The organism is Streptomyces qinglanensis (assembly GCF_900111245.1).
GTDB classification, from domain to species: Bacteria; Actinomycetota; Actinomycetes; order Streptomycetales; family Streptomycetaceae; genus Streptomyces; species Streptomyces qinglanensis.
Genome location: NZ_FOGO01000001.1, coordinates 922,204 through 941,186 on the forward strand (window position 1 = coordinate 922,204; position 18,983 = coordinate 941,186).

The 18,983-nt window shown below is 73.1% G+C and carries 16 protein-coding genes; 7 read left to right on the forward strand and 9 right to left on the reverse strand.

Features of this window, described 5'->3' with window-relative positions; translation table 11 throughout:
• Window positions 1-42 precede the first annotated feature (42 nt).
• The 3 genes from BMX65_RS04080 to era all read left to right on the forward strand — a co-directional run bounded on the left by BMX65_RS04080 (window position 43) and on the right by era (window position 2,385).
• Entirely contained in the window at window positions 43-924 is an 882-nt protein-coding gene (locus BMX65_RS04080; protein ID WP_074998667.1) for a helix-turn-helix transcriptional regulator, read from the forward strand.
• A 31-nt stretch (window positions 925-955) separates the two neighbouring features.
• Complete coding sequence (locus tag BMX65_RS04085; RefSeq protein WP_107437378.1) at window positions 956-1,327, forward strand: cytidine deaminase; 372 nt, start codon at window positions 956-958, stop codon at window positions 1,325-1,327.
• A gap of 86 nt (window positions 1,328-1,413) precedes the next feature.
• Window positions 1,414-2,385 (forward strand): GTPase Era, encoded by a 972-nt coding sequence (gene era / locus BMX65_RS04090; RefSeq protein ID WP_107437388.1) that lies wholly within the window; start codon window positions 1,414-1,416, stop codon window positions 2,383-2,385.
• Window positions 2,386-2,481: 96 nt separating this feature from the next.
• Here era and BMX65_RS04095 read toward each other — a convergent pair whose 3' ends face one another.
• From BMX65_RS04095 to hrcA, 6 genes are all read right to left on the reverse strand, one after another.
• Window positions 2,482-3,456 (reverse strand): ribonuclease Z, encoded by a 975-nt coding sequence (locus BMX65_RS04095; protein WP_074998669.1) that lies wholly within the window; start codon window positions 3,454-3,456, stop codon window positions 2,482-2,484.
• 14 nt (window positions 3,457-3,470) lie between these two features.
• Window positions 3,471-3,854: a histidine triad nucleotide-binding protein gene (locus BMX65_RS04100; RefSeq protein WP_074998670.1), complete on the reverse strand. Its 384-nt coding sequence runs from the start codon at window positions 3,852-3,854 to the stop codon at window positions 3,471-3,473.
• 53 nt (window positions 3,855-3,907) lie between these two features.
• On the reverse strand, window positions 3,908-4,645 hold the full coding sequence (locus tag BMX65_RS04105) for a 16S rRNA (uracil(1498)-N(3))-methyltransferase (protein WP_074998671.1): 738 nt from the start codon (window positions 4,643-4,645) through the stop codon (window positions 3,908-3,910).
• The gene (locus BMX65_RS04110; protein WP_074998672.1) at window positions 4,642-5,727 is read right to left on the reverse strand and encodes a nitronate monooxygenase; all 1,086 of its coding nucleotides are present in this window, start codon (window positions 5,725-5,727) and stop codon (window positions 4,642-4,644) included. Before BMX65_RS04110 ends, BMX65_RS04105 begins: the two co-directional genes overlap by 4 nt.
• Window positions 5,728-5,827: 100 nt before the next feature.
• Entirely contained in the window at window positions 5,828-6,961 is a 1,134-nt protein-coding gene (gene dnaJ / locus BMX65_RS04115; protein WP_074998673.1) for a molecular chaperone DnaJ, read from the reverse strand.
• Between the two features lies 1 nt (window position 6,962).
• Window positions 6,963-7,979, reverse strand: a complete 1,017-nt coding sequence (hrcA, locus tag BMX65_RS04120; RefSeq protein ID WP_026004907.1) for a heat-inducible transcriptional repressor HrcA — start codon at window positions 7,977-7,979, stop codon at window positions 6,963-6,965.
• Between the two features lie 229 nt (window positions 7,980-8,208).
• Here hrcA and BMX65_RS04125 point away from each other — a divergent pair, with 229 nt between their 5' ends.
• The 3 genes from BMX65_RS04125 (at window position 8,209) to hemW (ending at window position 11,305) form a co-directional block, all read left to right on the forward strand.
• Window positions 8,209-8,952 (forward strand): MBL fold metallo-hydrolase, encoded by a 744-nt coding sequence (locus BMX65_RS04125; RefSeq protein ID WP_074998674.1) that lies wholly within the window; start codon window positions 8,209-8,211, stop codon window positions 8,950-8,952.
• 41 nt (window positions 8,953-8,993) lie between these two features.
• On the forward strand, window positions 8,994-9,842 hold the full coding sequence (locus BMX65_RS04130; protein WP_074998675.1) for a DUF3097 domain-containing protein: 849 nt from the start codon (window positions 8,994-8,996) through the stop codon (window positions 9,840-9,842).
• Between the two features lie 215 nt (window positions 9,843-10,057).
• Entirely contained in the window at window positions 10,058-11,305 is a 1,248-nt protein-coding gene (gene hemW / locus BMX65_RS04135) for a radical SAM family heme chaperone HemW (protein ID WP_074998676.1), read from the forward strand.
• A gap of 156 nt (window positions 11,306-11,461) precedes the next feature.
• On the opposite strand, the gene BMX65_RS04140 is transcribed toward hemW, so the two are convergent.
• The 3 genes from BMX65_RS04140 to lepA form a co-directional block, all read right to left on the reverse strand.
• Window positions 11,462-13,477: a SpoIIE family protein phosphatase gene (locus BMX65_RS04140; RefSeq protein WP_074998677.1), complete on the reverse strand. Its 2,016-nt coding sequence runs from the start codon at window positions 13,475-13,477 to the stop codon at window positions 11,462-11,464.
• Between the two features lie 842 nt (window positions 13,478-14,319).
• Window positions 14,320-16,212, reverse strand: coding sequence for an AMP-dependent synthetase/ligase (locus BMX65_RS04145; RefSeq protein WP_074998678.1), 1,893 nt, complete (start codon window positions 16,210-16,212; stop codon window positions 14,320-14,322).
• 318 nt (window positions 16,213-16,530) lie between these two features.
• Window positions 16,531-18,405: a translation elongation factor 4 gene (gene lepA / locus BMX65_RS04150; RefSeq protein ID WP_074998679.1), complete on the reverse strand. Its 1,875-nt coding sequence runs from the start codon at window positions 18,403-18,405 to the stop codon at window positions 16,531-16,533.
• A 256-nt stretch (window positions 18,406-18,661) separates the two neighbouring features.
• Between lepA and rpsT the strand changes: the two genes are divergently transcribed.
• A complete protein-coding gene (gene rpsT / locus BMX65_RS04155) occupies window positions 18,662-18,928 on the forward strand; it encodes a 30S ribosomal protein S20 (RefSeq protein WP_074998680.1) in 267 nt (88 codons plus the stop codon).
• Window positions 18,929-18,983: the final 55 nt, after the last annotated feature.

Sequence of the window (18,983 nt, forward strand, 5' to 3'; positions counted from 1 at the left end):
GTTTATGGTGGTGCCCGCACCACCACTCAGGGAGGGGAACAGGTGGCCAGTGCTGGAGAGAGCCGGCCGGAGAGACACCGGCGCGGACAGGAGCTGCGCACGTTCCTGCGCTCGCGCAGGGCACGGGTCTCGCCCGCCGAGTCGGGGCTGCCCGACGGCGGTGCCCGGCGCCGGACACCGGGACTGCGCCGGGAGGAGGTGGCGGTGCTCGCCGGGGTGGGCGCCTCCTGGTACCAGTGGCTGGAGCAGGGCCGGGACATCACCGTCTCGCCGCAGGTCCTCGACGCGGTGGCGCGGGTGCTGCGGATGAGCTCCGCCGAGCGGCGGCACCTGTACGTGCTGGCCGGACTCAACCCGCCGCTGCCCGAGTCGGAGTACGACCCCGACTACCTGTGCGCCGGGATGCAGCGGCTGATGGACAGCTGGATGCCCTACCCCGCGCACATCATGGACCCCTACTTCAGCGCAGTCGGGCTCAACGCGTCGGCGCAACTGGTGATGGGCATGAACGCGCAGGAGAACTGCATCATCAACTTCTTCTGCGACGAGCGGTACCGGGCCCGCGCGGTGAGCTGGGAGCAGAACGCGCCGGGTGTGGTGGCCGAACTGCGCGCCTCGCTGGCGGAGTGGCCCGCGGACGAGGGCTTCCAACTGCTGCTGGAGGATCTGCTGGCGGGCAGCGCGGAGTTCCGCGAGCTGTGGGAGCTGGGCGATGTGTGCCGGCCCGGTCAGCGGGTCAAGGAGCTGGACCATCCGGTCGTGGGCGCGCTGCACTTCGAGTCGACGACGCTCCAGGTGCCGGCCCGCCCCGACCTGCGGCTCATCCTGCACAACCCGATCCCCGGCACCGGCACGGCCGAGAAGCTGCAGCGGCTGGCCGAGCCGGAGGCCCGCCGCGCGGCCCTCCGGCAGGTCGCCGGATGAGGCGGCCGTCGGGGCACCGCGGGCAGCGCATATGCTCGCCGTCATGAGCGACCAGAGCACCGCGGGGCCGAACCCGGAGGACCGCAAGATCGTCACCCTGGCGCGCAGCGCCCGCGCCCGCAACGCCGTCCCGGAGGGTGCCGCCGTCCGGGACGAGACGGGCCGCACCTACGTCGCCGGGTCGGTGGCGCTGCCCTCGCTGCGGCTGTCGGCACTGCGTACTGCCGTGGCCATGGCGGTGGCCTCGGGCGCCACGTCCCTGGAGGCCGCGGCCGTGGTCTCGGAGGCCGCGCAGGTCCCGGCCGAGGACCTGGCGACCGTGCGCGACCTGGGCGGACCGGCCACCCCGGTGCTGCTCGCGGGCCCCGACGGCGAGGTGCACTCGACGGTACCGGCGGGCTGAGCCGCCGGACGGCCCCCGCTGCCGCCGGTCCCGGGACGGGACCTCGGCGGCCGGGGCCACCCCGTCCATCAGGGACAATGGTCGTCATGAACGCATCCTCCGCCACCACCGGCGCCCCCGAAGGCCGCACCCAGGGCGAGGCGCCGCACCGCTCGGGCTTCGCCTGCTTCGTCGGCCGCCCGAACGCGGGCAAGTCGACGCTGACCAACGCGCTGGTGGGCACGAAGGTCGCGATCACCTCCACCCGCCCGCAGACGACCCGGCACACAGTGCGCGGCATCGTGCACCGCCCGGAGGCACAGCTCGTCCTGGTGGACACCCCCGGCCTGCACAAGCCCCGCACCCTGCTCGGCGAGCGGCTGAACGACGTGGTGCGCACCACCTGGGCGGAGGTCGACGTCATCGGCTTCTGCGTACCGGCCGACCAGAAGATCGGCCCCGGCGACCGGTTCATCGCGGGCGAGCTGGCCGAGCTGAAGAAGCGCACCCCGAAGGTCGCGGTGGTCACCAAGACCGACCTGGTCTCCCCGGAGGCACTCGCCCAGCAGCTTCTCGCCGTGGACCGGCTCGGACAGGAGCTGGGCATCGAGTGGGCGGAGATCGTCCCGGTCTCCGGCACCGAGGGCTCCCAGGTGGACCTGCTGGCCGACCTGCTGGTGCCGCTGCTGCCCGAGGGACCGCCGCTCTACCCGGACGGCGACCTGACGGACGAACCCGAGCAGGTCATGGTCGCCGAGCTGATCCGGGAGGCGGCGCTGGAGGGGGTGCGGGACGAGCTGCCGCACTCGATCGCGGTGGTGGTCGAGGAGATGGTGCCGCGCGAGGACCGGCCCGCCGACCGGCCGCTGCTGGACGTCCACGCCAACATCTTCCTGGAGCGCCCCAGCCAGAAGGGCATCGTCATCGGCCCCAAGGGCAAGCGCCTCAAGGAGGTCGGCAGCGCCTCGCGCCGGCACATCGAGGCCCTGCTGGGCACGCCCGTCTACCTCGATCTGCACGTCAAGGTCGCCAAGGACTGGCAGCGCGACCCCAAGCAACTGCGCCGGCTCGGCTTCTGACACCGCGCTTCCGACACCGCTTCCGGCATCGGCTCCGACACCGCGTCGCCATCCCCCCGGCACCGCCCCGGCCCGGGGCCGCGGCGCCCGCGCTTCTCAGCCGCGCGGGGGCACGGGGATGCGCATCAGGTCCCGCGCCGCGGTCAGTTCGCCCCGGAACCCGGCGTCGCGGGCCTCGGCGGCGAAGAGCGCGGTGTCCTGGTAGCGCTGCGAGAAGTGCGTGAGCACCAGGTGGCGTACGCCCGCCTCGGCCGCCACCCGGCCCGCCTGGAAGGCCGTCAGATGGCCGGAGACCTCGGCCAGTTCCGTCTCGGCCCGCAGGAAGGTCGACTCGATGACGAGCAGGTCGCAGCCCTCGGCCAGTTCCTGCACCCCGTCGCAGAGCCGGGTGTCCATGACGAAGGCGAAGCGCTGCCCGCGGCGCGGCGCGCTGACCTCCTCCAGCCGCACCCCCCGCAGCTCCCCCTCCCGCTGGAGGCGGCCCACGTCCGGGCCGCGGATCCCCCGCTCGGCCAGCCGCTCGGGCAGCATCCGGCGCGTGTCGGGCTCCGTCAGCCGGTAGCCGAAGGTCTCGATGCGGTGCGAGAGCAGGTGCGCCTCCAGGGTGAAGGGCGCCTCCGGCCGCTGCGCGCCGCCCTCTTCCGGGATCCGCTCCCGGCCTGCGGTGGTCAGATGCGTCCCGGAAGCCGCCACCAGGACCCCGGGCTCCTCCACGGGTGCCTCCCGCAGCCGGAGGGTGTCGTGGAACGGAGTGGCGTGCCGCAGCCGCTCGAAGTACCGCTGCCCGCTCGCCGGGTAATGGGCCGTCACCTCGTGCGGCACCCCGTCGAGACTCATGTGCTGGATGACGCCGGGCAGGCCGAGGGTGTGGTCGCCGTGGAAGTGCGTCAGGCAGATCCGGGTCAGATCGTGCGCCGCGACGCTGGTGTGCAGCATCTGCCGCTGGGTGCCCTCACCCGGGTCGAACAGGATGCCCTCGCCGTCCCACAGCAGGACGTACCCGTTGTGGTTGCGCTGCCGGGTGGGAACCTGGCTGGCGGTGCCCAGGACGACCAGTTCGCGCGCCGACACCGCGCCTCAGCACCTCATCCGGGGGGCCATTCGAGACCGCGGCCGCCGAGGACGTGCGCATGCGCGTGGAAGACCGTCTGACCGGCGCCGGACCCGGTGTTGAAGACCACCCGGTACCCGGTGCCGGGCCCGCCGTCCGGCACGGCGATCCGCTCCAGCGCCGCCACTTCGCCGGCCTCCCGCACCACGTCGGCGATCAGCTCGGGAGAGGCTGCCGCGAGGGACGCCGCGTCCGGATAGTGCGCCTTCGGGATCACCAGCACATGGGTGGGCGCCTGGGGGTTGATGTCGCGGAAGGCGACGGTCGTGTCGGTCTCCCGCACCAGCGTCGCGGGCACCTCACCCGCGACGATCTTGCAGAACAGGCAGTCCTGCTGCGGTTCTCCGTTGGAAGCCATGCCGGGATGCTACCCGAGGGACAGCGCTGCCCCGGGTGTCCGGACGGGGGCCCTCACCCCCAGCGCCCGCTCCGGGCGAGCAGCACGGCGGTGGCCGCCGTACCGGCCGTGGAGGTCCGCAGCACGCTCGGCCCGAGCCGCAGCGGCGCGGCCCCGGCCCGCGCGAAGAGCTCCAGCTCCTCCGGCGCGACCCCGCCCTCGGGGCCGACGACCAGCACGATCTCCCCCGTCTCCGGCAGGGCCGCCGAGGCCAGCGGGGTGCTGCCCTCCTCGTGCAGCACGGCGGCGAAGTCGGCGGACTCCAGCAGCGCGGCGACCTCCCGGGTGGCAGCGAGCTCGGCCACCTCGGGGAACCGCAGCCGCCTGGCCTGCTTACCCGCCTCCCGCGCCGTGCTCCGCCACTTGGCGAGCGACTTGGCCGCCCGCTCCCCCTTCCACCGGGTCACCGCGCGGGACGCCGCCCACGGCACCACGGCGTCCACGCCCGTCTCCGTCATCGTCTCCACGGCCAGCTCCCCGCGGTCCCCCTTGGGCAGCGCCTGGACGACGGTGATCCGGGGGCGGGGCGCGGGCTCGGTGCGCACCTCGCGGACGGCGACCTCCAGCCGGTCCTTGCCCTCGGCCGCGGTCACGCTCCCGTACGCGCCGGTGCCCGCACCGTCCGTGAGGACGACCTCCTCGCCCGGCCGCAGCCGGCGGACCGAGACGGCATGCCGCCCCTCCGGACCGTCCAGCACCACCGTGCCGGGCCGCAGCAGCCCGGCCTCGGCCAGGAACACCGGCGCGCTCACGATCCCGCCTCCCGCAGCTCGGCACGTGCCGCGTCGCACTCCGCCACCAGCACCTCCACGAGCTGCCCGGCGGGCAACTCCCGGGCCAGCCGGTGCCCCTGGCCCGCCCACAGCGCCATCGCCTGCGCGTCGCCCGCCTTCGCCGCCGCCCGGCGCAGCCCGGCCGTCAGATAGTGGAGCTGCGGATAGGCGGTGGGCGCGTACGGGCCGTGCTCGCGCACGAAGCGGTTGACCAGCCCCCGGGCCGGGCGCCCCGAGAAGGCGCGGGTCAGCTCGGTGCGGGTGAAGAGCGGGTCGGTCAGCGCCCGCTTGTGCAGCGGGTGGGCGCCGGACTCCTCGGTGGCCAGGAACGCGGTGCCCAACTGGGCCGCGACGGCACCCGCCGCGCGCACGGCGGCGATCTGCCGGCCGCGCATCAGCCCGCCCGCGGCCACGAGGGGAAGCTGCACCGCTTCCCTGACCTGCGCGATCAAGGACAGCAGCCCGATGCCGGCACTCCCCCGGTCCCCCTGCGGATCGTCCCGGTGCGTGCCCTGGTGGCCGCCCGCCTCGATGCCCTGCACGCACACGGCCTGTGCACCGGCCGCCTGCGCCACCCGCGCCTCGGCGACGGAGGTCGCGGTGACGACCGTGCAGGTGCCCAGCGCCGCGAACCGCTCCAGCACCCGGCGGGCGGGGCAGCCGAAGTGGAAGGAGACGACCGGCACCGGATCGTCGTGGAGGATCGCGAGCTTCGCCTCGTAGGCGTCGTCCGTCTTGCCTTCCGGGTCGCCCAGCTCCGTCTCGTACCAGGCGGCCTCGCCCGCGAGCTGCTCGCGGTAGACATCGACCGCGGCGGGATCGGCGGTGCGGGGCTGCGGCATGAACAGGTTGACGCCGAAGGGGCGCCCGGTGAGCTGCCGGAGCTGCCGGATCTCCTCGTACATCGCCTCCGGCGTCTTGTACCCGGCGGCCAGGAAGCCCAGCCCCCCGGCCTCGCACACCGCCGCCACCAGCTCGGGGCGGGAGACCCCGCCCGCCATCGGCGCCTGGACGAGGGGATGCGCAGTCAGCTCCGAGAGCGAAGGCGGCGAGGTGGACATGAACACATCCTGTCACGTCCCCTGTACGGCCCCGGCACACCGTCCCCGGTCCCCCGGCCCGGGGGACCCGCGGTCCGGCGCACCGGCCCGCCGCGCGCGCTCAGCGGCCGTTGAAGGCGTCCTTCAGGCGTGAGAAGAGCCCCTGCTGCCCCGGCTGGAACTGCCCGGTGGGCCGCTCCTCGCCGCGGAGCTTGGCCAGCCGCCGCAGCAGCTCCTCCTCCTCCGCCTCCAGCTTGGTCGGGGTCGTCACCTCGACGTGCACGATGAGCTGGCCCCGGCCCCCGCCGCGCAGATGGGTGACGCCGCGCTCGTGCAGCGGGACCGACTGGCCGGACTGGGTACCGGGACGGATGTCGATCTCCTCCATGCCGTCCAGCGTCTCCAGCGGCACCTTCGTGCCCAGCGCCGCCGCCGTCATCGGGATGGTGACGGTGCAGTGCAGATCGTCGCCGCGGCGCTGGAAGGTCGGGTGGGAGTTCTCGTGGATCTCCACATACAGGTCGCCGGCCGGGCCGCCGCCCGGGCCGACCTCGCCCTCGCCCGCGAGCTGGATGCGGGTGCCGTTGTCGACACCGGCGGGGATCTTCACGGTGAGGCTGCGCCGCGAGCGCACCCGGCCGTCCCCGGCGCACTCCGGGCACGGGGTGGGCACCACGGTGCCGAAGCCCTGGCACTGCGGACACGGCCTGGACGTCATGACCTGGCCCAGGAAGGACCGGGTGACCTGGGAGACCTCGCCCCGGCCGCGGCACATGTCACAGGTCTGCGCCGAGGTGCCGGGCGCGGCACCGTCGCCGCTGCAGGAGTTGCAGACGACGGCCGTGTCGACCTGGATCTCCTTGGTGGTGCCGAACGTCGCCTCATCCAGGTCGATGTCCAGCCGGATCATGGCGTCCTGGCCCCGGCGGGTGCGGGAGCGCGGGCCGCGCTGCGCCGCCGTGCCGAAGAAGGCGTCCATGATGTCGCTGAAGTTGCCGAAGCCCCCGCCGAACCCGCCGGCTCCGCCGCCCGCGGCGCCCGAGGCCGGGTCCCCGCCCAGGTCGTAGACCTGCTTCTTCTGCGGGTCCGAGAGCACCTCGTAAGCGGTGTTGATCTCCTTGAACCGCTCCTGGGTCTTCGGATCCGGGTTGACGTCCGGGTGCAGCTCGCGCGCGAGCCTGCGGAACGCCTTCTTGATCTCGTCCTGCGAGGCGTCGCGCTGCACGCCGAGGACCGCGTAGTAGTCCGTCGCCACCTTATGACTCCGCCAGGATCTGTCCGACGTACCGTGCCACTGCGCGTACAGCTCCCATCGTTCCGGGGTAGTCCATGCGGGTCGGTCCGACCACGCCGAGTTTGGCGACTGCTTCGTCGCCCGAACCGTAACCGACCGAGACGACCGATGTGGAACTCAGCCCCTCGTGCTGGTTCTCATGCCCGATTCGTACGGTCATACCCGGATCCTTGGCCTCTCCGAGCAACTTCAGCAGCACGACCTGCTCCTCCAGCGCCTCCAGAACGGGCCGGATGGTGAGCGGGAAGTCGTGCCCGAAGCGGGTGAGATTGGCGGTTCCGCCGATCATCAGCCGCTCCTCGGTCTCCTCGACCAGGGTCTCCAGCAGGGTGGCCAGCACGGTCTGGATCGTGCCCCTGTCGTCGGCGTCGAACGCCTCCGGCAGGTCCTGCACCAGGGAGGGGACCTCGGTGAACCGCTCGCCGACCACCCGGCTGTTGAGCCGGGCACGCAGGTCGGCCAGCACCGCCTCGCCGATCGGCGCCGGGCAGTCGATCAGCCGCTGCTCGACCCGGCCGGTGTCGGTGATCAGCACCAGCATCAGCCGCGCGGGAGCCAGCCCGAGCAGCTCCACGTGCCGCACCGTCGACCGGGTCAGCGAGGGGTACTGCACCACGGCCACCTGCCGGGTGAGCTGCGCCAGCAGCCGCACCGTGCGGCCGACGACGTCGTCGAGGTCGACGGCGCCCTCCAGGAAGTTCTGGATGGCCCGGCGCTCGGGCGAGGAGAGCGGCTTGACCCCGGCGAGCTTGTCGACGAAGAGGCGGTACCCCTTGTCGGTGGGGATGCGGCCCGCGCTGGTGTGCGGCTGGGCGATGAACCCGTCGTCCTCCAGCGCCGCCATGTCGTTGCGGACCGTGGCCGGGGACACCTTGAGATTGTGCCGCTCGGTCAGGGCCTTGGAGCCGACCGGCTCCTCCGTGCCGACGTAGTCCTGGACGATGGCGCGGAGCACTTCAAGTCGACGCTCGCTGAGCACGGCGCACACCTCCCGTCCGGCCGCTGGTCCGAGGTCCCGATTCCGGCGGCTGATCCTCTGGCACTCTTCGTGCCGGAGTGCCAAGCCCCTGGGCCAGTGTACGGCCGGTCACCACAGCCGGGGCAAGGGCCGCCTGCCCGCGGGCCCGACGGTACCCCGCACCCGCTCCCGGCCGCGGCTTCCGGAGCGGCCGAGAGCGCCGCGCCCGGGCTGCGGTTAGCGTCGTCCCATGCAGCCGTTCGCAGAAGACGCCAGGCAGGACCCGTCGGCCGCCGACAGCCGCTGGGAGCAGCTCGCCCCCGGGGTGCTGCGGCGCAGGCTGCCGCAGTGGGACGCGACGGTCGGCGCCGTCGCCGGGGACAGCGGCGCACTGCTCGTCGACACCGGGTCCAGCCTGCGGGAGGGCGCCGCGATCCGCGCGGACGTGGCCGCACTGCTGGGGTGCCGGGTGACGCGGATCGTCCTCACCCACCCGCACTTCGACCACGTCTTCGGCACCGCCGTCTTCTCCGGCGCCCAGGTGTACGCGGCCGTCGGCGTCCGCGAGCTGCTGGCCCGCAGTACCGACGTGCTCCGGGACGACGCCGTCGCGCACGGCCTGCTGGAGGACGAGGCGGGCGAGGCGGCCGACGTGCTGGTGCGCCCGCACCATCCGGTCAGCGGGCAGCTCACCCTCGACCTGGGCGGACGGGAGGCCGTGCTGGTGAACGTCGGCCCCGCGCACACCGAACACGACCTGGCCGTCCTGGTGCCCGGCTCCCCCGACGTCGTCTTCTGCGGCGACCTGGTGGAGGAGTCCGGTGCGCCGCAGGCCGGCACGGACGCCCACCTCGCCCGCTGGCCCGCCGCGCTGGACCGGCTGCTGGCCCTGGGCGGCGAGGACGCGGTGTACGTGCCGGGGCACGGAGCGCTGGTCGACGCGGCGTTCGTACGGACGCAGCGGGACGAGCTGGCGCGCCGCTCCGCGCCGTAGAGCGGGCCGCGGGCCGCGGGGCACGTAGCAGAATGAGCGGCATGCGCAGCCGTTACGACAATCCGGACCTGACCCCTCCGTGGAAGCGGCCCCGAGCCGTGCCGGAGGTGGCCGCCGAGCCGGACCTGGTGGTGGAGGAGGTCAGCACCGGGTTCTGCGGGGCGGTCGTGCGGTGCGAGAAGACCGCCGAGGGCCCGACCGTCACGCTCGAGGACCGCTTCGGCAAGCACCGGGTCTTCCCGATGGCGGTGGCGGGCTTCCTGCTGGAGGGGCGGACGGTGACGCTGGTGCGGCCGGCGCCCGGTGGCGGGCGGGGCCCGGGCACCCCGGCCGGGCGGCCGCGGACGGCCTCCGGCTCGCTGGCCGTACCGGGGGCGCGGGCCCGGGTGGCACGCGCCGGGCGGATCTACGTCGAAGGGCGGCACGACGCCGAACTGGTCGAGCAGGTGTGGGGCGACGACCTGCGCATCGAGGGGGTGGTCGTGGAGTACCTGGAGGGCGTCGACGACCTGCCCGCCGTCGTGGAGGCGTTCTCGCCCGGCCCCGGAGCCCGCCTCGGAGTGCTGGTGGACCACCTGGTGCCCGGCTCGAAGGAGTCCAGGATCGCGGCGGAGGTCTGCGGAGACCATGTGCTGGTGGTGGGGCACCCGTACATCGACATCTGGGAGGCCGTGAAGCCCGCGTCGGCCGGCATCCGGGCCTGGCCGCGCGTTCCGCACGGCCAGGACTGGAAGACCGGGGTCTGCCGCGCCCTCGGCTGGCCGGAGCACACCGGTGCCGCCTGGCAGCAGCTCCTGGGCCGGGTGCGCAGCTACAAGGACCTGGAGCCGGCGCTGCTGGGCCGCGTGGAGGAACTGATCGACTTCGTGACGGCCCCGGACGGCGCCTGACCGGTCCGGACAGCACCTGCCCGGTCCGGACCGGGCCCGGGTCGGTCAGGACCGGGTCCGGGTCGGTCAGGGCCGGGTCCGGGTCGGTCAGGACCGGGTCCGGGTCCGGGTCGGTCCGGGGCGGCGGAGGTGCGGGCGCCCGGGCTCCGGCCGCCCGTGCGGGGCTCCGGACCGGCGGCTGTCCGGTCCGGACGCGGACCGGGGACAATGGACGGATGCCCTCCGCACTGCCCGACGGCGAGCCCGTGCCGCACGACGGTTCGCTCCCCCCGCACACGCTGACCCGCGGCGCCGACGGCGCCCGCCCGCTCGGCGTCTACATCCACGTCCCGTACTGCGCCACCCGCTGCGGCTACTGCGACTTCAACACCTACACCGCCACCGAGCTGCGCGGCGCCGACGGCGCGGTGGCCGCCTCCCAGGAGAACTACGCGCACAGCCTCATCGAGGAGATCCGGCTGGCCCGCCGGGTGCTGGGCGAGGATCCGCGCCGGGTCGGGACGGTGTTCGTCGGCGGCGGCACCCCCACCCTGCTGCCCGCCGCCGACCTGGCCCGCATGCTGGCGGCCGTCCGGGAGGAGTTCGGACTGGCCGAGGACGCCGAGATCACCACCGAGGCGAACCCGGACTCGGTGGACCCGGGCTACCTGGCCGAGCTGCGGGAGGCGGGGTTCAACCGGATCTCCTTCGGCATGCAGAGCGCACGCGAGCACGTGCTGCGGGTGCTGGAGCGCACCCACACGCCCGGCCGGCCGGAGGAGTGCGTCGCGGAGGCCCGCAAGGCGGGCTTCGCGCACGTGAACCTGGATCTGATCTACGGGACGCCGGGCGAGACGGACGAGGACTGGCGCGCCTCCCTGGACGCCGCGCTGGCCGCGGGCCCGGACCACATCTCGGCGTACGCGCTCATCGTGGAGGAGGGCACCCGGCTCGCCCGGCGTGTGCGGCGCGGGGAGGTGCCGATGACCGACGACGACGTGCACGCCGACCGCTATCTGATCGCCGAGGAGCGGCTGACCGCCGCAGGTATGGAGTGGTACGAGGTCTCCAACTGGGCGGTGGCGGGCGATCCGGCCGCCCGGTGCCGGCACAACGAGCTGTACTGGACGGGCGCCGACTGGTGGGGCGCGGGGCCGGGCGCCCACAGCCATGTCGGCGGGGTGCGCTGGTGGAACGTCAAGCATCCGGCAGGCTACGCGCGGGCGCTGGCCGAGGGCCGCTCACCCGGTGCGGGCCGGGAGCTGCTCGGCGACGAGGACCGGCGGGTCGAGCGGATCCTGCTGGAGCTGCGGCTCCGCCGGGGCTGCCCCCTCTCGCTGCTGGCCCCCGAAGGCGCCCGGGCGGCCGCCCGGGCCCGCGCCGACGGACTGCTGGAACCGGGCCCGTACGAGGCGGGCCGGGCCGTGCTCACGCTGCGCGGACGCCTGCTGGCCGACGCGGTCGTCCGGGACCTGGTGGACTGAGCCGACGCGCCGCGTGCCGTGCGAGGCGGCGCCGCGCGCACGGGATGGGCGGCACCGCAGTGCGTGCGCTGCGCTGCCCGGCCGCGCCGTGCCCGGCCTCGCCATGCGGTGTCGGCCTCGCCATGCGGTGTCGGCCTCGCCATGCGGTGCGGTCGGTCAGCCGGTACGCGCGACGGCGGCGGCGCCGGTGGTCTCCGGCAGCCGCAGCACCAGCATCGCCAGATCGTCGGCGGGCAGATCCGGCGCGAAGGCGTACACGGCCCGGCGCAGCCGCTCGGCCGTCTCGCCCGCGTCCAGCCCCGCGGAGTCGGCGAAGCAGGCCGCCAGTCCGTCGCTGTCGTCGAACAACCGGCGGCCGCAGCGCCGTTCGGTCACCCCGTCGGTGACGCACAGCAGCGTGTCGCCGGGGTGCAGCGTGAAGGACTGGCACTCGTAGCTGACCTGCTGGGCGACCCCGAGGAGTAACTGGGGCAGCGCGGCGGTCCGCACCTGCCCCGCGGCATCCCGGACGAGCGGCAGCGGATGCCCCGCGCAGGTGAGCGTGCAGTCCACCAGGCCGTCGCGGAAAGCGAGTTCCCCGTAGACGACGGACAGGAACCGGGCCTGCTCACCGACCTCCCGGTTGAGCCGGTCCAGGGTCTCGGGCACGGAGTGGCCCTCGCGGGCCAGCAGCCGCAGCACCGGGCGGGCCAGTCCGGTGACCACAGCGGCCTCGGGGCCGTTGCCGCAGACGTCACCGAGTGCGAACCGCCAGCGGCCGTCGGGCAACCGCAGCAGGTCGTAGAAGTCGCCGCCCGCCCAAGTGCCCTCACCGACCGGTTCGTAGACCAGCGCGGTGTCCAGGCCGGGGACGTGCATCTCCTCGCTGGGCAGCAGCCCGCGCTGGAGGATCCGGCTGATGTTCTCCTGGAGCGCGTAGCGGCGGGCCGAGAGCACCGCGAGCGCCACCCGGCGGGCGAAATCCTCCACCAGGCCCAGCACTTCGTCCGGTATCCGCAGCAGCCCGGCGCGCCCGATCACCAGCGTGCCGACCGGGCGGCCGCCGACGACCAGATCGCACCGGGCCGAGGCGCCGCTGCCGCCGCCCGCCGCGGCGCCCGCCGGCCAGCGCCACGGGGTCGCCTGTCCCGGCAGCACACGGAGTGCGGGGACGGGCGGTTCATCGGCGAGCCGGGCGCGCAACTGCTCGATCCGGCCCTCCTGCGCGTGCCAGACCCGGGCCAGCCGGGGCAGCCGGGAGCGTTCGTCGTCCCGCAGCCACACGGCGCACCAGTCGGCGAAGCGGGGCACCATCAACTGCCCGGCGAGCGAGGCGACCTTGTCCTCGTCCGTGTGCCCGGCCAGCAGGTCGGACGCCTCGGCGAGGAAGGAGAGCGCGCCGTTGCACATCCAGTCCCGGTGCGGGAGCCGGGGTGCCGGGCACTGCGCGGCGGGCGCGGCGCCGCCCGGCCCCTCAGGGCCCGGGTGCGGGCACGAGTGCGGACTCCGCGACAGGCTGTCGCCGGACGCCTCGCGCGGACCGTCCCGTACGGCGTCCTTCCGCGGTGCGGCGCCCGGATTCCTCACGGCGTCCGCGACCGCTGGCGTGTCCGTGTCCGTGTCCGTGTCCGTGTCCGTGTCCGTGTCCGCCTGAGCGTCAGTGTCAGTGTCCGCGTCTGGGTCGGCGTCGGCGTCGGTGTCGGCGTCTGGAGGGTGGACGGCCGTGCCGAGCTGGAACCACACCGACTTGCGGTCCCTGCGGTAGCTGAAACCCCACTCCTTGGCGAGCGCGCCGACCAGCCGCAGGCCATGCCCCTCCTCACCGTGCGCGGCCACCCGGCGGGCGGGGTGAAGGTCGGCCACCTCCGCGTAGACGACCCCCGCCGCATAGCGGCACTCCAGGCCGACCGATGTGCCCGCGTGCACCACCGCGTTGGTCACCAGTTCGCTGACCAACAGCACCGTGTCGTCCGCCGGGGTGCCGTGCACCCCCCAGCGGTCCAGTGCCACCCGGGCGAAGCGGCGGGCCGCACCGGCGGCGAGCGTGTTCCCCGGCAGTTCCGTCCGCACGGCATGCGGCATCCCGCCCCCACCGCGTGCCGCGACCGGTGGCCCCGCGACCGCCGTGTCCGCCCCCGCGCTGCCCTTCGTCTCCACCATCTGCGCCATCCGCGCCTCGTCCACGCTCTTCATCGCACACCCTCCCCGGGCCTTTCCCGGGCACACACCCCCCGGCCGTTCCCTCACCGCGCTCGGCGCGGTAGAGCAAGGGTGACAGAAGGGGCCCGCTCATATGCGCCGAGTCACGGAAATGGTGGCCGAAGACCGCCGCTCGCGCCCGTGTGCGGTTGACATCGCCCGGCCGCCGGATACTCTGCTTCTTCTCCGCGCTCGGCCGTTGGCGCTCAGCGCTCAGCGCTCAGCGCTCGGCCCGCGACCGGCCGGAACCACGACAGCCGACAGGGCAGCGAGGACCACATCGACGGGCGCTGCTGCGGCAGGAGTTCGCGCCGGCGCTGCTGGACGCGGTGACGCCCGGGGTGGACGGTTTCGAGACAGCACACAGCGCATCAGGCGCGGCGAGCACACCGGTCACGCCCCGAGCTTCTTGCCGACCGGGCCCGGGACCACGGCACGGGCCCGGGATACGCCGGCCGCCCGGTGCGCGGCGGGGGCGGCGGATTGTGTGCCCGAACCGTTCGGCGCCTGGGTGGCACGCGCCACGGTGTCCGTGATGTCCCTCTTCCGCGATCCGCACCGCGAAGGCGGCCGGTCGCACCGCTTCCCTGACGGCTTCACCGGCCGACTGCCGACGGTGGGGCTCCGTCCGGCGGCAGGCGGATGCGCCCACAGCACGCGGCCGGCCCGGCCCACAGCACGCGGCCGGCCCGCGACGTGGCCGCCCCGGCCGCGTCCTCGTACGGGGGACGCGGATCCTGACGGCCACCGCTCCGCGGACCCGGCCGCTGCCGAGGGGCGGGCGGCTGCCGCGCCGCCCGGCGGGCTGCGGGGCGCGGCATGCGGCCCGGGGGGCCTCAGCGTTCGCGCGTGCCCTCGTACATCTCCTCGATCAGCTCGCCGTACTCCCGCTCCACCACCGGGCGCTTCATCTTCAGGCTGGGCGTCAGCTCACCGTGCTCGATGTCCAGGTCGCGCGGCAGGACCCGGAACTTCTTGACCGTCTGCCAGCGCTGGAGTCCTGCGTTGAGCTGCTCGACATAGCCGTCCACCAGGGCGCGCACCTGCTCGGAGGCGACCACCTCGGCGTAGGGCTTGCCCTTGAGGTCCTCGTGGTCCGCCGCCCACGCCGTGATCGCCGGTTCGTCCAGTGTGATCAGGGCGGTGCAGTAGTTCCGGCCCGCGCCGTGCACCAGGATGTTGGAGACGTACGGGCAGATCGCCTTGAACTGGCCCTCCACCTCGGCGGGCGCGATGTACTTGCCCCCGGAGGTCTTGATCAGGTCCTTCTTGCGGTCGGTGATCCGCAGGTAGCCGTCGTCCGACAGCTCGCCGATGTCGCCGGTGTGGAACCAGCCGTCCTCCTCCAGCACTTCGGCGGTCTTGTCCGCCAGCCCGTGGTACCCCTGCATGATGCCGGGGCCGCGCAGCAGGATCTCGCCGTCGTCCGCGATCCGCACCTCGGTGCCGGGCATCGGCTTGCCGACGGTGCCGGTGCGGAAGTTGTCGGTGCGGTTGCAGAAGCTGGCGGCGGACGACTCGGTGAGCCCGTAGCCCTCCAGGACCGGGATGCCCGCACCCGCGAAGAAGTAGCCCAGGTCGGGTGCGAGCGCGGCCGAACCGGAGACGCAGCCGACCATCCGGCCGCCGAACGCGTCCCGCAGCTTGCTGTAGACGAGCCGGTCGGCCAGCGCGTGCTTGACCTTGAGCCCGGTCGGCGCGTCCGGCACCCCGGTGCGGCGCTGGTTGTCCTGCGTCGTCCGCGCGTACTCGCGGGCCACCTCGGCCGCCCACTGGAAGATCTTGTACTTGGCGCCGCCGCCGGCCCGCGCCTTCTGCGCGACGCCGTTGTAGACCTTCTCGAAGATCCGCGGCACCGCGCACATCTTCGTCGGCTGGACGACCGGCAGATTGTCGATGATCTTGTCGACCCGGCCGTCCACCGCGATGACGTGTCCGGAGTCGATCTGCACGGAGATCAGCATCTTGCCGAACACGTGCGCCAGCGGCAGCCACAGGTACTGCACGTCGTCACTGTTCAGCAGGCCCGTCTGCGGCACCGCGCGGGCCATGTACGACCAGGCGTCCTGCGCCAGCCGGACGCCCTTCGGCTTTCCGGTCGTACCGGAGGTGTAGATGAGGGTGGCCAACTGGTCCGAGCGCAGTCCCTGCACCGTCTCGGTGATGGCGTCGGGGTGCTTCTCCCGGTAGGCGGCGCCCCGCCGCTCCAGCTCCGCGAAGCTCAGCGCCCAGTCCCCCGCCGCGTCCTCCGCCCCGGGCTCGCCGTCGACGAGCACCACATGCGCCAGGTTCGGCAACTCGTCCCGGTGCGCACGGACCTTGGCGAGCTGGTCGGCGTCCTCGGCGATCAGCACCTTGCTGTCGGAGTCGGCGAGGATGTAGGCCGTCTCGGAGTCGTTGGTGCTGGGGTAGACGGTGGTGGTGGCGGCGCCCGCGCACAGGATGCCCAGGTCGGAGAGGATCCACTCGATCCGGGTGCTGGAGGCGATGCCGACCCGTTCCTCGGGGCGCACCCCCAGGTCCATGAGCCCCGCCGCGATCGAGAACACCCGCTCGGCCGCCTCGCGCCAACTGTAGGAGCGCCACTCGTCCGGGCCCTCGCCGTCGCCCGCGGGCCGGATCACCGGATAACGGTACGCCTCCGCGTCGGGTGTGGCCTCGACCCGCTCCAGGAAGAGCGTGGCCACGGAAGGCGGCCGGTTCTCGATCAGGGACTGTGTGTCGCTCACGACATCCTCCGGGACCCGCGTCCTGCTTCGTCGTCCTGCTTCTCGTCCTGCTGCGTGTCGGCTCGCGCTTATTGACTCACGAGTAACTACTGAGCAGTGATCAGAGTAAAGGCAGCAGCCCCCTTACGTAAGGGGTCTACCGCTACGTAAGGGGGCTGCTGCGGAGCGCACACGGACACCGCCGACCGAGCCGCCGACAGGACCGTCGGCGGGGCTCTCGACGGGGCCCCTCGGCGAGGCTCTCGGCGGCAGTGCGGCGGGCCCGAGGCGGCCGGTGTGCGGACCGGCCGCCTCCGCCCGCCGTCTCCGCCCGCCGGGCTACTTCTTGGCCTTGGCCTTGGCGTCGCCGCCGGAGTCGTCGCTGGAGAGCGCCGCGATGAACGCCTCCTGCGGCACCTCCACCCGCCCGACGACCTTCATCCGCTTCTTGCCTTCCTTCTGCTTCTCCAGCAGCTTCCGCTTCCGCGAGATGTCACCGCCGTAGCACTTGGCCAGGACGTCCTTGCGGATCGCGCGGATCGTCTCGCGGGCGATGATGCGGGCGCCGACAGCCGCCTGGATGGGCACCTCGAACTGCTGCCGGGGAATCAGCTCCCGCAGCTTGTTCGCCATCCGGGTGCCGTAGGAGTACGCCTTCTCCTTGTGCACGATCGCGGAGAACGCGTCCACCTTGTCGCCCTGGAGGAGGATGTCGACCTTGACCAGGTCGGCTGTCTGCTCGCCGGTCGGCTCGTAGTCCAGCGAGGCGTAGCCGCGGGTCTTGGACTTCAGGGCGTCGAAGAAGTCGAAGACGATCTCCGCGAGCGGCAGCGTGTACCGCAGCTCCACCCGGTCCTCGGACAGGTAGTCCATGCCCTGCAGGGAGCCGCGCCGCGACTGGCACAGCTCCATGATCGCGCCGATGAACTCGCTGGGCGCGATGAGCGTCGCCCGCACCACCGGCTCGTGCACCGTGGCGGTCTTCCCGGTGGGGAACTCGCTGGGGTTGGTCACCACGTGCTCGGTGCCGTCCTCCATCTCCACGCGGTAGATCACGTTGGGCGCCGTGGCGATCAGATCGAGGCCGAACTCCCGCTCCAGCCGCTCCCGGATCACCTCCAGGTGCAGCAGCCCCAGGAAGCCCACCCGGAAGCCGAAGCCCAGCGCCGCGGACGTCTCCGGCTCGTAGGTCAGCGCGGCGTCGTTGAGCAGCAGCTTGTCCAGGGCGTCGCGCAGCTCGGGGTAGTCGGAGCCGTCCAGCGGGTACAGCCCCGAGAACACCATCGGCTTGGGGTCCTTGTAGCCGGGCAGCGGCTCCTCGGCGCCCTTGGCCAGCAGCGTGACGGTGTCCCCCACCTTGGACTGGCGGACATCCTTCACGCCGGTGATCAGATAGCCGACCTCGCCCACGCCCAGCCCGTCGGCAGGCGTCATCTCCGGCGAGTTCGCGCCGATCTCCAGCAGCTCGTGAGTGGCCCCGGTGGACATCATCCGGATCCGCTCGCGCCTGCCGAGCATCCCGTCGACGACCTTGATGTAGGTGACCACACCGCGGTACGCGTCGTAGACCGAGTCGAAGATCATCGCGCGGGCCGGCGCTTGCGCGTTCCCGGTCGGCGGGGTGACCTGGCGCACGACCTGGTCCAGCAGCTCCTCGACGCCCTCGCCGGTCTTGGCCGAGACGCGCAGCACGTCAGTGGGCTCGCAGCCGATGAGGTGCGCCAGCTCGGCGGCGAACTTCTCCGGCTGCGCCGCGGGCAGGTCGATCTTGTTCAGCACGGGGATGATCGTGAGGTCGTGCTCCATCGCCAGGTAGAGGTTGGCGAGGGTCTGCGCCTCGATCCCCTGCGCGGCGTCCACCAGCAGGATGCACCCCTCGCAGGCCGCGAGCGAGCGGGAGACCTCGTAGGTGAAGTCCACGTGCCCGGGGGTGTCGATCATGTTCAGGACGTGCGGGGTGGACGCGTCGTGCGTCGGGGCCCAGGGCATCCGCACGGCCTGGGACTTGATCGTGATGCCCCGCTCGCGCTCGATGTCCATACGGTCGAGGTACTGCGCACGCATCTGCCTCTTGTCCACGACGCCGGTGAGCTGGAGCATCCGGTCGGCAAGCGTGGACTTGCCGTGGTCGATGTGCGCGATGATGCAGAAGTTACGGATCAGCGCCGGGTCGGTACGGCTCGGCTCCGGCGCGTTCGTTGGGGTCGCGGGCACGCAGTGTCCTGTCGGTTCTGGCCTGTCGGTTTCGGGCTGTCGGAATCTTTCGGCGAGGTCTCGAACACCTTCGGCGGCCCGGTGCGGGCCCGTCGAGACGGATGTGTCGCATCCCATGGTCCCATGCGCACGGGGCACGGACCGGATTGGGAGGGGTGCTGCCCCGGCTGGTAGCCTGACCGACTGTGCCTTGTGGCACTGAAGGGTGCCTGCTCGGCACCAGCGTTTGAAAACTCCGAACCGCAAAGGCTCATTCGTGGCGAACATCAAGTCCCAGATCAAGCGGATCAAGACCAACGAGAAGGCCCGGCAGCGCAACAAGGCCGTGAAGTCCGAGCTGAAGACCGCGATCCGTCGCACCCGCGAGGCCGTCTCCGCCGGTGACGCCGCCAAGGCGGCCGAGGCGCAGCAGGTCGCCGCCCGGAAGCTCGACAAGGCCGCCAGCAAGGGTGTCCTGCACAAGAACAACGCGGCCAACAAGAAGGCCGCGCTGGCCAAGCACGTGGCCACCCTGAAGGGCTGACCGCCCTCTCGCAGCACTCTGCAGCTCGTCGGTCTCCCTGACCGCTCGGACTGAC

What these genes read in the sequence shown, in the direction of transcription:
- BMX65_RS04085 (WP_107437378.1), top strand. Translation starts at nt 956, where the DNA reads ATGCTCGCCGTCATGAGCGACCAGAGCACCGCGGGGCCGAACCCGGAG.
- BMX65_RS04140 (WP_074998677.1), bottom strand. Translation starts at nt 13,477, where the DNA reads ATGAAGAGCGTGGACGAGGCGCGGATGGCGCAGATGGTGGAGACGAAG.
- hemW (WP_074998676.1), top strand. Translation starts at nt 10,058, where the DNA reads ATGCCCTCCGCACTGCCCGACGGCGAGCCCGTGCCGCACGACGGTTCG.
- BMX65_RS04100 (WP_074998670.1), bottom strand. Translation starts at nt 3,854, where the DNA reads ATGGCTTCCAACGGAGAACCGCAGCAGGACTGCCTGTTCTGCAAGATC.
- BMX65_RS04110 (WP_074998672.1), bottom strand. Translation starts at nt 5,727, where the DNA reads ATGTCCACCTCGCCGCCTTCGCTCTCGGAGCTGACTGCGCATCCCCTC.
- BMX65_RS04125 (WP_074998674.1), top strand. Translation starts at nt 8,209, where the DNA reads ATGCAGCCGTTCGCAGAAGACGCCAGGCAGGACCCGTCGGCCGCCGAC.
- BMX65_RS04130 (WP_074998675.1), top strand. Translation starts at nt 8,994, where the DNA reads ATGCGCAGCCGTTACGACAATCCGGACCTGACCCCTCCGTGGAAGCGG.
- era (WP_107437388.1), top strand. Translation starts at nt 1,414, where the DNA reads ATGAACGCATCCTCCGCCACCACCGGCGCCCCCGAAGGCCGCACCCAG.